The organism is Tenacibaculum xiamenense, from assembly GCF_964513065.1.
GTDB classification, from domain to species: domain Bacteria; phylum Bacteroidota; class Bacteroidia; order Flavobacteriales; family Flavobacteriaceae; genus Polaribacter; species Polaribacter xiamenense.
Genome location: NZ_CAZEQU010000034.1, coordinates 327,397 through 341,679, shown reverse-complemented (window position 1 = coordinate 341,679; position 14,283 = coordinate 327,397). Strand labels below are relative to the sequence as shown.

Genomic DNA, 14,283 nt, shown 5'->3' with positions numbered 1-14,283 from the left:
TCACTATTTAAAACGGTGTTTTATAAATCTAATATTTTTTTTATACTTTAGCAAATAATCAGACAAGAATGATTAGCTCTATGCCAGATAGTAACGATAAAAAAATTAACCAATCTATTATAAAAGCGTTCAAACTTTTAGATGCTTTTACTGAAGAAAAAAAAACTTGGGGAGTTAGGGAACTTGCACAAAAAACGGCTTATAATAAGAGTACCGTATATCGACTATTACACACATTAAGTTCCTTGAATATTGTTCATCAAAATAGTAATGACAAATACAGTCTTGGTAGTAAACTTTTCGAATTAGGCAATAGAGTTTCAATCTATAAAGCTATTACAAACCTTACAAGAACTCCCATAAAGCAAGTTGCTTTAGATATACAAGAAACTGTATTACTAAGTATTTTAAAAGAGCGACAAGTATTTCACATCGACAAAGCAGATAGCCTTCATGGTTTAAAAATCAACACCTCTATTGGTTCTTACCAACCAATACATGCAACTGCATCGGGTAAACTTCTATTTTCATTCTTGAGTAGTATTGAAAAAGAAGATATTATTAATAGTACTAAATTTCAATCTTACACTCAAAACACTATTACATCAAAAAGCAAATTACTATCTGAACTAGATAAGATTAAAGATCAGGAATATGCTTTAGATATGGAAGAATTAGAATCTGGTTTAGTATGCATTGCTATTCCTATTCGAAACAAAAAAGGAAATGTAATTGCCTCTTTAAGCGCCTCTGGGCCTTTAAGTAGATTTAAAATGGAAAATGTTTCCAATTATATTAGCATTTTAAAAAAAGGTATAAAAGATATTGAAAGAGCTTTTTCTGATTTTGAAAGCCTGCCATAGACTACATGAATGAGTTACATACTTTGTTACGATCAATTGCAGATATTTCTGATAAAGACTGGTTGCTTTTTTCTTCTAAATTAAAACGAATTACCTTTAAGAAAAAAGAGCTTATTTTATCAACTGGTGAAACAGAAAGTTATTTATCTTTTATTGAACAAGGTTTAGTCAGATTCTTTATACCGAAGGTAGAAAACGACATGACCTTTGCCTTTGTTTTTGAAAACAACTTTATGAGCGCTTACGATTCTTTTCTTACTAAATTACCAAGTCAATATTGCATCCAAGCACTTACCCCCACAACACTATACAGATTGACTTTCGATGATCTCGAAAAAATATATCAAAACACTAACATCGGAAATGAAATTGGAAGAAAATGCGCTGAAGAGTTATTCCTTATTAAATCAAAACGGGAATTATCATTGTTAAATTCCTCTGCTGAAGAACGATATTTAAATCTATTCAAAGAACGCCCAGAATTAATCAAAGAAATACCGCTTAAATACATAGCTTCTTATATTGGCGTTACTCCACAAGCTCTAAGTAGAATACGAAGACGAATTTCTTAACTCAGGTTCATTGTTTCATGACATTGCTTTTCTCAACTTTGAAAAAATTCAAAACATAATGAAACCTCTACTCGTTCTACTTCTAAGTTTTTTGCTAAGTATAATAATTCAAAAACTACTTAATCAAGATATCAACTTTGCCTTTGCAGGAAGATTAGCATTATCTGTAATGTTGATTTTTACAACGATTGGCCATTTTATATTTACGGAAGGTATGAGTAAAATGATTCCTCATTTTATACCTCTAAAAAAAAGTATTGTTATTTTAACCGGTTTTCTAGAACTACTAATTTCAGTTGGTATATTTATCCCAAACATCAGATTATTATCCGGATGGGGACTAATAGTATTTCTAATTATTATTGTACCTACTAATATAAAAGCCAGTATTGAAAATCTAAATTATCAAACTGGCTCTTATGACGGAAACGGACTTTCATACTTATGGTTCCGAATTCCTCTACAATTATTTTTTATTTGTTGGACCTATTTTTTCGTCATTCTCAAGAAATAATTTTACTTACGCAATAAGGAGAAATGACCTTCGTACTTGTAATTATTTTCACTCACATCCGTTAAGCTAAGTGAAAACCAATAGTCATTACTAGGTAAAGCAACTCCTTGAAAACTCCCATCCCAGCCTAAACCAAAAACAGAGTCTTTATAAATTATTTTTCCAAATCTATTGAATACAACAATCTCTCCTTGTTTAAACAAATTCTGATCTAAGCCCTTTATTACCCATGTATCATTTTCTCCGTCATCATTAGGTGTAAAAAACTTTGGAAATCTTAAGATGTTAAAATCAAGCTCAGCGTTTGGCTGACATCCGTTGGCATCCCGAACGACTAATGTATATTTACCTGCCTTTAGATTTCTAAATTCTGGTAACATTTGAAAAAGTGTTTGGGTTCCATCTTCATATTCTAAACTAAACTCATAATTACCAACTCCCAGATTTTCTTTCAAAATTTTAATCTTATACTCATTTGAAGAACCATGAAAGTCATCGAATATTACAATATCATCTCGATCTATTACTGGACTGCTAGACAACTTAACTTCTACATATCTCACATCGACACATCCTGTTACCGTATTTGTTACTGCCAATTCGTATTCACCTGCTTGCGAAATCACCAACTGATTAGTAGTTCCTAAAATAGACGATGCATTTTTATAACTCCAACGATAAGACACATTTTGAATAGATGTAACATTCGCCTCTAACATTGCTATAGAGTTCCGACATAGATATTCAGGAGCATTAATAGAAAACTCAGGTAATGGATCCACAGTTAAGGTTATATGATGACCTAGACCTAAACAATCATTATCTAAATCACTATCAACTCTCACATAAATATTTTGTTGAAATGGCGAGTTCTCATTTCTATAGTTAGAAATATTAGAAATGGCGTTGATCTCTGCTAAAGCATCTGATTGACTCTCATAATAACTTACATGTATTTGTTGCCCCAAAGCTGTAAACATGTTTTTAATTTCTATATCTACAGAACTAAAATCAAAAACAGCTATACCATCTCCAGAAATATCATTGTCACTCTCAACATAATCACAACTTTGAAACTCCCTCATAAAACTACTAGGAATATTTGTTGTTGAAACTGTCAGATTAATTTCATTGGTTTTATAACAGCCATTTGCATTTTCCACGCGACTCCATATTGTTGCACTCGATGGTGTGTTGTTTTGATAAGCAGTAATGTCAGAGATTGCATTTATACCATTTTGAGCATTACTTAAACTTTCATAGAATGTGATTGTTTCAGACATGTAATTGACAGAAATCTTACTCTTCACCTCTTCTAAGTTAAATAATGTAATAGCATCCGTATCATCATCACATTGTTTCAACTCAACATTACTAGAAACTTCTGGAGAAGACAATGTAACTAGATTAGCCTTCACTGTACTTATACAAAAGTTATTTGATGAATTTACAACTCGAACATAAATCTCTTGTTGATTTTGTACAATATTTGTATAGGGGCTGTTTAGACTTCCTACATCATTCTGAGCATCAGCCTCTGTTAAATGATATGAAAAATTGTAATCACTTGGATTACTCGAAACCAAAACTTTAGCATTTAAATTGGTTAAATTAAAACTTGTAAACCCATCATTATCTTCATCACACTCTTCAATACTATCTTCTTGCACAGGCGGACCATTAACTACATTTAAAGTAAAAGAAGAAACATTATAACACCCTGTGACAGTATTTTCCAAACGGGCATAAATTGTTTGGTTATTCAATGTATTTAAAAATGCATTTGCGTTGGTTATTTGATTTTCACCTGTATTCGCAAAAGTATTATTTGTATAATAACTAATAACAACGTTAGCCTGACTCCCTACTATAAAATCATTTTGAGTTAAATCGAAAACTGTTGCTTGATCATCATAAGGTGCTGTACTATCACATTCTTCTAAATCAATAGTTATACCTGAAGGTATTTCAACTTCCGGAGCATCATTAAACTCGGCAGTTCCTGTCCAATCAATTGTAAAATTACTACTTCCGATGGGTCTATCAATTACAATAAAATAACGTTGTCCTGCCAGTGCATCAATTGCTGCTACAAAACTAGTTCCATCGGGACCTGGCCCTTCAGAAGCATCATTTTCAGAAATAGACATTCCTGTATGATTAGAAGATAATCCTGCAGCTACAGGGTTTGTTGTTGAACATCGAATAGCTTGACCAAGGTTAGTACAACTTGCATTCGGACCAAAAACAAAAAAATCGAAATCCTCATTTATATCACTTGATTCCGGTTTTAGAGTAAAGGCCAATTTCCCTCCTGTTTTAATAGTCACATCAAACCATAAGCTATTGTGCTCTTGACTAGCACAAGAGTTAGTACCTACTAATTCTTGTGTTCCTGGACCAGAAACTTCAATATTATCAAAACCTTCATTTCCACAAACTACTAGCGGTGTTGCACAATCGTTTTGTCCCAGCAAAATTTGACTCGTACATAGTAACACGAGTAATCCAATAATTTTTTTCATATTTTTAATTAAGGGCGACTAGTACAAAACTCTAAATCTAATCGTTCCTTCAACTTTTTTAAGATCCCTTATAACCTCTTGGTTATATTTTTTATCTACATCGGTAATTACATACCCCACCTTTTCGTCAGTTGATAAATACTGCCCAGTAATGTTTAATTCATATTTGGCTAAAACTTCATTGATCTTAGCCATAACTCCTGGAACATTTTTATGAATATGTAAAAATCTATGTGCATTTTTATGTTTTGGCAACCTAATATTAGGGAAATTAACCGCATCTACAGTATTCCCAGAATTGATATAAGCCATAATTTTACTAGGTACAAAATCGGCAATATCTCTTTGCGCTTCCTCTGTACTTCCTCCAACATGAGGTGTTAGAATCACATTATTTAAACCTTTTAACTTTGTATAAAAATCGCCATTTTTCCTCGGCTCTTCAGGATAAACATCAATGGCCGCACCAGCAATTTTTCCAGACTCAAGAGCTGCAACTAACGCATCAATATCAACAACAAAACCTCTAGAAAGGTTTACTAAATGAGCTCCGTCTTTCATTTGAGCTATTTCTTCTTCACCTATAAAATTTCTATTAGCGGCATTATCATCAATATGTAAAGTAACCACGTCTGAAATACTTAATAATTCATTTAGTGAATTTATTTTAGTTGCATTTCCTAGAGCTAACTTATCTTCAACGTCATAGTAATAAACATCCATTCCTAAAGCTTCTGCAAGTACAGATAATTGTTTACCAATATTACCGTACCCTACAATACCAAGTTTCTTACCTCTAACTTCTCTTGATCCCTGTGCCGTTTTATTCCATTGCCCGTCATGAATTTCAGTACTTCTTTGGAAAACGCTCCTCATTAACATAATTATTTCTCCTATAGCCAATTCAACTACTGAACGTGTATTGCTATATGGAGCATTAAAAACAGCTATTCCCTTCTCTTTACAAGCTTCCAAGTCAATTTGCTTGGTTCCAATACAAAATGCCGAAACTACCATTAACTTATCAGCAGCTTCAATTACTCTCTTAGTTACTTGAGTCTTTGAACGGATTCCTAAAACATGAACATCTTTTATTTTTTCAACCAACTCGTCTTCAGATAAACTTCTCGAAACAGTTTCAACTGAAAATCCATCTTCTGTTAATCTCTTTTTAGCATCTGCATGAACATTTTCAAGCAAAAGCATTTTAATTCTATTCTTAGGGTATGATATATTTCTTGGCAAATCGTTTACAAATAAAAATTCATCTAAATTAGGTGCAACGTGGTCAGCGTTTGCAACCGTTTTATCTCTTAATACATTTTCGGTATATGCGAAAAATTTATCCGCTACTCCGGCTTCTTTGGTTACATAATCACTATAACCATCTCCAATAACCTGAATTTCTCCTTCAAGCTCTAAATCTTTCAAACATTTAATTTTACCATTGTGTTTTGATAAAACATTATCTCTATCAAAACCAATGATTGTTCCATTTTCATCAAATTCAAACGTATTCGCATGAACTCTGTCTGCAGGAATATTATATTCTGCTACAATTGGAACAATAAACTCCTTAAATCCAGCAGATATTACGTAAATATCATCGGAGTAATTTTCAAAAAACTCCTTGTTTCTTTCTATGGACTTTGAAACTTTCTTCTTTAACTCGTCAATCAAAAGTGTTAAATCCGATTTTTTCGCATTTAATAATTTAATTCTTCTCTCTAACGATTCTGTAAATGAAATTTCCCCGTCAATTCCAAGGTTAGTAAGATTAACAATCCCCTGAATAATTTCATCTTTTTTAGGATTGTTTGTTAAAGTAATTTCAGCCAAAACATCTAATGCCTCAACTTTGGTCAATGTACTGTCAAAATCAAATATAAAATTTCGTTTTATAGTACTCACTGTATTCATGGTTTAGTGTATTGTGTTGTGATGTGCAAAGTACAAAGGATCTGTTAAAAAAGTATCACAAAACCATAACATTTTTAATCTAACTAGTTTTTACTTAAAAAAAATCATTTTTAGCTTCAATAAGCTATAAAATTATAAGTAAAAGCCACCATACAATAGGAATCGCTTCCACTCCTAAAGAACTGTAAAACGGTGTTTGCTCTTCTGAAGCCCTCATTAACAAGAACAAAGTAGTGCAAAAAATAATTAAAAAGCTTTTCGAGAAATTCATTCCACCATCCACTAAAAACTCTAAAACCAAACAAATAGAAAGAATAATAAATCCTATTTTCTTGGTTTGTTTAACTCCTATTCTTTTAGGTATTGTTTGCAGTGATATTGCATCATATTTCATATCGCGTATATCAAACGGAAGTATTAATACAAAGACAAACAAAAACCTTTGCAGTGCCATCAATAGAGTTTTAATTAAATCTAACTTCTCTAAACCATAATCATAGGCAGGTAAAATTACAGTTACAACACTCCAAACCAATGAAACAATAAGTATTTTTAGATAACTTATACTCCGAAGATTTTTTCTAAATCCTCCAAAAAAAGGAACTGCATACAACAAAGTTACAATTCCAAAAGGCACGATTAAAAATAGTGTTTCTTGTTTTAAATGAAAAAAATAGTAACTAAACAACAAAAAACAACAAAATGAGAATATTTGAATTAATTTTAAATTATTTGTTAAACTTCTATGATGTAGCTTGGCTACTCCGGCATATTTAACAAAATTATAAGCTGTAATGGTTCCAAAAAAAACAAAATTAAGAAGCCACTCGTTATTTGGAAGCCCTAAATATAATTCTGTGATTTTCAAAAAACTACACACAGAAAGGGCAACATGAATACTTGAATTTATGTAAAATTTTATGGCTGTTTTTAAGTAATTCATTAAACAAAAATAACATATCTGTTCATTATTTAATATAATGATAATAAATAATCAATTTGCTATGAAAAAGATATGCTAGAAATCAGCAATTTTCGCTATTTTTGAACCACCTAAAACAAACAGCACAAATGAACACAAATTCATTTCAATTAAGACATATTGGTCCACGCTCTTCGGATCAAGAAAAAATGTTAAAAACAATAGGTGTTGACTCTTTAGACACATTAATTTATGAGACAATTCCTGATGATATTCGTTTACATGAAGAACTAGATTTAGCACCAGCATTGAGTGAATATGAGTATTTAAATCATATTAATGAGCTGGCTAAAAAAAATAAAGTTTTTAAAAGTTACATTGGTTTAGGATATCATGAAGCTATTTTACCAAGTGTAATACAAAGAAATATATTAGAAAATCCAGGTTGGTATACCGCCTATACTCCTTATCAAGCGGAAATCGCACAAGGAAGATTAGAAGCTTTGTTAAACTATCAAACATTAATTTGTGATCTTACCGGAATGGAGTTGGCAAACGCTTCTTTACTAGATGAAAGTACTGCCGCTGCTGAAGCAATGGCTCTTCTTTTTGATGTAAGAGAAAGAAGTAAGAAAAAAGCAGGAGCAAATAAATTTTTCGTTTCAAATGAAATATTACCTCAAACTTTATCTGTTCTTAAAACTAGAGCTATTCCAATTGGAATAGAATTAGTAATAGGAAACCATGAAGATTTTGATTTTTCAGATGAATTTTTTGGAGCAATTGTTCAGTATCCAGGAAAACATGGACAAGTATATGATTATACTGAATTTATAGCCTCTTCAAATGCAAACAACATTAAAGTTGCTGTTGCTGCTGATATTTTATCACTTGTAAAATTAAAAGCTCCTGGAGAATTTGGTGCTGATGTCGTTGTTGGTACTACACAACGTTTTGGTATTCCTTTAGGTTATGGAGGGCCTCATGCAGGTTACTTTGCCACTAAAGAAGCTTATAAAAGAAGTATTCCTGGAAGAATTATAGGAGTTACTAAAGATAAAGATGGTGGACGCGCACTTAGAATGGCATTACAAACACGTGAGCAACACATTAAGCGTGAAAGAGCCACTTCTAACATCTGTACAGCACAAGTTTTGTTAGCTGTTATGGCAGGAATGTATGCTGTATATCATGGAAAAGAAGGTTTAGAGTACATTGCCAATCGAGTTCATAATGCAACAACTACACTTGCAGCTGCTTTAGAAAGGCTAGGTTTTAAACAAAAGAATACATCTTATTTTGATACTATCTTAGTTGAGGTTGAAGCTAAAAAACTAAGAGTAACTGCCGAAGCTAACGGTGTTAATTTTAATTATATTGATGATAATCATGTTTCTATTTCGTTAAATGAAACTGTTGGTTTGAATGAAATTAACGACATTGTAGATTGTTTCGAGCAGGCTTTCAATATTCAAGACATTACAATTGCTGAATTTAGTTCTACTAGTCCTATTTCTGAAAACCTATTAAGAAATACTGACTTTTTAACAAATGACGTTTTTAACACGTATCACTCTGAAACAGAAATGATGCGATATATAAAGAAATTAGAGCGTAAAGATTTAGCTTTAAATCATTCTATGATCTCTTTAGGATCATGTACTATGAAATTAAATGCCGCTTCCGAAATGCTACCTTTGAGCAACCCACAATGGGGTAATATTCACCCTTTTGTTCCAGTTGATCAAGCACAAGGTTATCAAGAAGTATTGAAAAACTTAGAAAACCAACTTAATGTAGTTACAGGTTTTGCGGGAACTTCTTTACAACCTAATTCAGGAGCACAAGGTGAGTTTGCTGGTTTAATGGTTATAAGAGCTTACCATCAAGCAAATGGTGATGACAACAGAAATATTTGTCTTATCCCTGCTTCTGCACATGGAACCAACCCCGCTTCAGCTGTAATGGCAGGCATGAAGGTTGTTGTTACCAAAACTGACGAAAAAGGTAATATTGATTTAGAAGATCTACGTGCCAAAGCTGAATTACATAAGGATAATCTTGCTGCACTAATGGTTACATACCCATCTACACATGGAGTTTACGAAAAAGCCATTAAAGAAATCACGCAAATTATACATGACAACGGAGGGCAGGTTTATATGGATGGTGCAAATATGAATGCTCAAGTAGGACTTACCAATCCTGCAACTATCGGAGCTGATGTTTGTCACTTAAACTTACACAAAACGTTTGCTATACCTCATGGAGGTGGAGGACCAGGTGTTGGTCCAATTTGTGTAGCACCTCAATTAGTACCTTTCTTACCAACAAATCCTGTAATAGCAACAGGAGGAGAAAAAGCAATTACAGCAATTTCAGCTGCTCCTTGGGGATCGGCATTAGCTTGTTTAATTTCTTATGGATACATTACCATGTTAGGTGCTGATGGTTTAACCAATTCAACAAAGTATGCTATTTTAAATGCTAACTATATGAAAGAGCGTTTACAAGGACACTTTGACACACTTTATACTGGAGAAATGGGAAGAGCTGCTCATGAAATGATTCTTGACTGTAGATCCTTCAAACAAAATGGTATTGAAGTTGTTGATATTGCTAAGCGTTTAATGGATTATGGATTCCATGCGCCAACGGTTTCATTCCCTGTAGCTGGAACTATTATGGTTGAACCAACTGAAAGTGAAAGTTTAGAGGAGTTGGATCGTTTTTGCGATGCTTTAATTTCTATTAGAAAAGAAATTGATGGCGCTTCTTCTGACAATACAGATAATGTATTGAAAAATGCACCTCATACACAGGAAATGCTTACTTCGGATGAATGGAACCTACCTTACACACGTAAAGAAGCTGCTTTCCCTTTAGATTATATTGCGGAAAACAAGTTTTGGCCAACTGTGCGTCGTGTCGATGATGCATACGGAGATCGTAACTTGATCTGTTCTTGTAATCCTATTGAAGATTATATTGAAGCTTAATAATACTAAAAGGAGTAACTTGTGAGTTACTCCTTTTTACTTCTCTTTTATACATTTTATCCTTTCTTTTTTCGAAGTTTAGTTTAATGAGTGCAGATTATCGCTAGATTAACCATTCATCTTAACTTACTGACTATTAACCGAAAAACCCCTATCACTTACGGAAAACCGTACGAATTAACTTTAAATACTTCGTATCTTTAGAATAGAAATCAGATCCACCCAATCTGAAATCTTATAAATTTTACAAATGAAATAACCCCTAATTTATAAAATTTAGCAAATCAAAAAGGTAAGGCTTACTACCCCCCTAAAAGTTCAACCTTAACCTTAACCTTAAATGAAAAATTATGCATTATTATTGTTATTTATAACAATATTTGGAAGTTGTGCCCATGAAGATGAATTAGCCCCCGAGCAACCTACAGAACCAGATCAAACTGTAGAAGTTTTAGAAATTATTGCAAAAATTAATTCTCCTATTCAAACGAGAGATTACTCTTACTCGGATAATGGAACCAACGGAATTTTTGAAAACCCTGAAGAAAAAAAATTGTTTCAAGGAAGTGTTCAAGTAAATTACTCGAACGAATCATCAAATCTCACTAATACTGATGTTGAAATAGTTTGGAAAAGTAGTATTGATGGCGTACTTTTTAAAGGTACTCCAAACAATTACTTTGAAAGTGACCTACACAAAAAACTAAGCCAAGGTTTACATACAATATATTTTGAAGCATCTATAAACGGAAAGGATATTATTTCAAAAGATTCTATTATGCTTTCCAACAACATCAAATTAACCGCAGATAACACTAGCAAATCGGTAAAATTAAACTGGACAAAGTACAATGGAGATGATTTTGTTTCATATCAAGTATTTAGTGAAAACTTCACCCCTATTACGGAAATTTATGATATTAATACACTAGAATACAATTGTGAAAACTTTGAATCTCTTACGGAAGATAAAGATTATCAAATTGTCGTAAAAACTGAAACACCAAAGGACCATATAATCGGCAGTAATATTGAAAGTATGCATCCTGGTGAATTTATAGAGTTTCCATATTACTTAAGAAAAATAATCAAAGACCCTATTAGACCAAAACTTTATGCCCTAGTAGGACATAAAGACTATACAGCAAGTAACTATGGATTAGTTGTTATCGATAAAACTGAAGATACTTTTGAAATCTCATCCCACATACTAACAGAAGATTTTTTTACTGATTTAGTAATTTCTCAAAACGCTTCTTATCTTTTCTTATCTCAAATTGATGGCGATAAAATAACAAAGCTTGACCTCAATAATTTGGAGGCTTCAACATTTACAACACATACGGAAGGATGGGGTATTGAAAGAATAGAAATAGCTATGAATAACACATTGCTATGTTATAGTAATTCACCTACAATGAATGGCTCAAAGTTTACTATTTACGATGGTAATTCTGGAAGCAAACTAATTGGTCCAATCGTAAATCCAATGACATTCTCTGGAATAAAATTTAGCTTTCTAAATAACGCAATCTATGCCGGTAAAAGTGGCTCTAATAATGGTCAGTTATATAAATATTCTGTTAGCAATGACTTAATGACATTAAACACTACTCCAATTAGTACCACTATAGTTACCAATGAAACACCTGAACTATTCCTTACACGAGACACACAAAACATTTTTTGGGAAAACCATCAACTTGATCTTAACTTAAATATCATGAGAACATTTGATGCCCCAGTAAAAGCTTGCAGCCCTTCAAACAAATTTCTAGCAGATCTTAATAGAGTTTTCGACTATCACGGTTTATTTACTATTTTCGAATTTCCAAACTTTCCTGAAACAAACTCTAATGTTACTAATTCTTTAGTTTTTCCAGATGAATCTAATGTTGTTTATTGCAGAGCAAGCCAATCAAATGTAATGAATAATGGAGAAGAATTCTATCCGGCGAGTACACAAATATTCAACTTTAGAATAGGCAAATCGAACGTTTATTAACAACATAGGGAATCATCATTACTATCTTTTGATTTCACCTATTCTTTTAACCATGAAACAAGCTTCCTGACAAGAAGCTTGTTTTTTCTATTGATTAGTCTATCATTAGTTTTCGCTTAAAAATTAGGTTGATAATGAACAATAAAATATTTTTGCACCAAATTTAAAAATCAGTCTTATGAAAAGACTATTATTAATTGCTATAACCTTATTTATAACTACACACTCCTATTGTCAAAAAGGCAGGCAGGTTACAACAATCTATCGCGGTGACTGGTACATATCAGGAGGGTTGGCTTTTACTTCAGAAAACAGAAACATAAATAATATTGACAGGTCACCGGAAAGCAAAACATTTGGCTATAGTGTTTCTCCAAAATTCGGTTATTTTTTTAATGATAATTTGGCTGCTGGGTTTGGTGGAAGTATAACTCATAATGACAATGAAAATTTTAACGGTACCAACTTCACATACAATAAAAAGTATAACTCATATAGTGTTTTTGCATTCTTAAAGAAGTTTTTCAATGTTGACAAAAAGCTTTTATTCTCTTTACAAGGAGAGTTAAGATATTCTCATATCACTAAGAAAATTGAGAGTATTCAAACTTTTCCAAGCGATTACTCTATTACAAACAACATATCTGACATTTATGAATTAGGAGTAAGACCAGGAATTACTTTTTTCCTAGCAAAAAATATTGCTTTTGAAGCTAGTTTTGGTTTTTTAACCTACAACATAGCTTCTACCACATCTGATAATCCATATCAAGAGATCACCTCTAATAACTTCGATTTAGATTTCAATTCTGAAAACTTAGTTTTTGGTCTAGCAATATTCCTTTAAAACGAGTACTTAGAAATACTATTTCAAACACTCATAAATCACAAACCTCCTATTTTCTTTTATGACTCGAACTGAAGTAAATATATTACTCAAATGCGTTCTGTAATTCAAATGTTTATTTGCTACTAACACAAAACGGCCTCCAATTTTTAAACAATCAAACACCATTTTAAATAAAGATAAGCTTACTTCAATATTATTTTCAAACTCAAAATGAAACGGAGGGTTAGAAACTACAATATCAAAGTTGCTTCCTTTAAGATCTTCGATCGTTTCACTACACTTAAACACCGCTTTCTTATTAGCTAAGTTAAGCTTAGAAGACTCTATGGCAAGGTTAAAATCATCAACAAAAGTAACTTCAGCTTCTTGATTTTGTTCAGTTACCACATACCCAATAATCCCATTACCACTAGCTAAATCAAGTACCTTAACTTCATTATTTTTTATTTTGAGGTGCTCAAGAAAGAACTTTGTTCCAATATCAATTCCACTAGAAGAAAAAACACCATAATATTGCATAAATCTTTTGCCCTTAAACTCAAAGGAGTTTATTAACTCTTTAGATGGTATATCTTTCTTAGGATTCTTCAAAACCAATAGTCTAGCCTTTTTCCAAGCCTTTGTTTGTTCAGTGGTTTCAAAATATGATTCCGCTATCTTCAATATACTTTTAGAGAAATATTTGGTCATAAAGCAACAAATAACACGTGTGTTTTTGTGAGCACTTCTATGTATATTATGCAAAAAGAGTTCGAAAAGCTCTAAAGATTTTGGGATTTTTATCAACGCCAAATCAATATCAATATACTCATCTAATGGATTTACATATGGCACATCGATATTCAATGAATTTCTTTTTAAGTTTTCCGATATTGCTTTTTTTTGGCTTGCATGAGTAACCACGGACCGAACATCTAGATCATTCAAAACACAATTCCAAACACCAAATCGATCGTTAAACGTATAAATTTTTTTATCACTACAGTCATCTATGAAATCCAGCACCATTAACTCAGCATTACTCCAAGCACGTAAATTATTATCTTTTGTTTCAGGATATCGTTTTAATAAAAACTTCCCCCTATTTGTATCTAAAACCAATTAGTATATTTT

Annotated in this window: 10 protein-coding genes; 6 read left to right on the top strand and 4 right to left on the bottom strand. The window is 32.2% G+C overall.

Annotated features, from left to right (window positions below):
• Positions 1–80 precede the first annotated feature (80 nt).
• From ACKTTV_RS16165 to ACKTTV_RS16155, 3 genes are all read left to right on the top strand, one after another.
• Complete coding sequence (locus ACKTTV_RS16165) at positions 81–863, top strand: IclR family transcriptional regulator (protein ID WP_408031903.1); 783 nt, start codon at positions 81–83, stop codon at positions 861–863.
• A gap of 5 nt (positions 864–868) precedes the next feature.
• Complete coding sequence (locus tag ACKTTV_RS16160; protein WP_408031902.1) at positions 869–1,435, top strand: Crp/Fnr family transcriptional regulator; 567 nt, start codon at positions 869–871, stop codon at positions 1,433–1,435.
• 91 nt (positions 1,436–1,526) lie between these two features.
• Positions 1,527–1,949, top strand: a complete 423-nt coding sequence (locus tag ACKTTV_RS16155) for a DoxX family protein (RefSeq protein ID WP_408031901.1) — start codon at positions 1,527–1,529, stop codon at positions 1,947–1,949.
• 2 nt (positions 1,950–1,951) lie between these two features.
• Here ACKTTV_RS16155 and ACKTTV_RS16150 read toward each other — a convergent pair whose 3' ends face one another.
• The 3 genes from ACKTTV_RS16150 to ACKTTV_RS16140 form a co-directional block, all read right to left on the bottom strand.
• Positions 1,952–4,474, bottom strand: a complete 2,523-nt coding sequence (locus ACKTTV_RS16150) for a T9SS type B sorting domain-containing protein (RefSeq protein WP_408031900.1) — start codon at positions 4,472–4,474, stop codon at positions 1,952–1,954.
• Between the two features lie 18 nt (positions 4,475–4,492).
• Positions 4,493–6,394 carry a phosphoglycerate dehydrogenase gene (gene serA, locus ACKTTV_RS16145; protein WP_408031899.1) on the bottom strand — a complete coding sequence of 634 codons (1,902 nt, stop codon included), beginning with the start codon at positions 6,392–6,394 and terminating at the stop codon, positions 4,493–4,495.
• Positions 6,395–6,518: 124 nt separating this feature from the next.
• Complete coding sequence (locus ACKTTV_RS16140; RefSeq protein WP_408031898.1) at positions 6,519–7,337, bottom strand: UbiA prenyltransferase family protein; 819 nt, start codon at positions 7,335–7,337, stop codon at positions 6,519–6,521.
• 128 nt (positions 7,338–7,465) lie between these two features.
• Between ACKTTV_RS16140 and gcvP the strand changes: the two genes are divergently transcribed.
• The 3 genes from gcvP to ACKTTV_RS16125 all read left to right on the top strand — a co-directional run bounded on the left by gcvP (position 7,466) and on the right by ACKTTV_RS16125 (position 13,167).
• A complete protein-coding gene (gcvP, locus tag ACKTTV_RS16135) occupies positions 7,466–10,315 on the top strand; it encodes an aminomethyl-transferring glycine dehydrogenase (protein ID WP_408031897.1) in 2,850 nt (949 codons plus the stop codon).
• Between the two features lie 340 nt (positions 10,316–10,655).
• Positions 10,656–12,320 (top strand): hypothetical protein, encoded by a 1,665-nt coding sequence (locus ACKTTV_RS16130; protein WP_408031896.1) that lies wholly within the window; start codon positions 10,656–10,658, stop codon positions 12,318–12,320.
• 178 nt (positions 12,321–12,498) lie between these two features.
• Positions 12,499–13,167 (top strand): TonB-dependent receptor, encoded by a 669-nt coding sequence (locus ACKTTV_RS16125; RefSeq protein ID WP_408031895.1) that lies wholly within the window; start codon positions 12,499–12,501, stop codon positions 13,165–13,167.
• 18 nt (positions 13,168–13,185) lie between these two features.
• On the opposite strand, the gene ACKTTV_RS16120 is transcribed toward ACKTTV_RS16125, so the two are convergent.
• Complete coding sequence (locus ACKTTV_RS16120; protein ID WP_408031894.1) at positions 13,186–14,271, bottom strand: methyltransferase; 1,086 nt, start codon at positions 14,269–14,271, stop codon at positions 13,186–13,188.
• Positions 14,272–14,283 lie beyond the last annotated feature (12 nt).

Excerpts from the sequence above, each read along its gene's own strand:
- ACKTTV_RS16165 (WP_408031903.1), top strand. The coding sequence starts at position 81 with ATGCCAGATAGTAACGATAAAAAAATTAACCAATCTATTATAAAAGCG.
- ACKTTV_RS16160 (WP_408031902.1), top strand. The coding sequence starts at position 869 with ATGAATGAGTTACATACTTTGTTACGATCAATTGCAGATATTTCTGAT.
- ACKTTV_RS16150 (WP_408031900.1), bottom strand. The coding sequence starts at position 4,474 with ATGAAAAAAATTATTGGATTACTCGTGTTACTATGTACGAGTCAAATT.
- serA (WP_408031899.1), bottom strand. The coding sequence starts at position 6,394 with ATGAATACAGTGAGTACTATAAAACGAAATTTTATATTTGATTTTGAC.
- ACKTTV_RS16140 (WP_408031898.1), bottom strand. The coding sequence starts at position 7,337 with ATGAATTACTTAAAAACAGCCATAAAATTTTACATAAATTCAAGTATT.
- gcvP (WP_408031897.1), top strand. The coding sequence starts at position 7,466 with ATGAACACAAATTCATTTCAATTAAGACATATTGGTCCACGCTCTTCG.
- ACKTTV_RS16130 (WP_408031896.1), top strand. The coding sequence starts at position 10,656 with ATGAAAAATTATGCATTATTATTGTTATTTATAACAATATTTGGAAGT.
- ACKTTV_RS16125 (WP_408031895.1), top strand. The coding sequence starts at position 12,499 with ATGAAAAGACTATTATTAATTGCTATAACCTTATTTATAACTACACAC.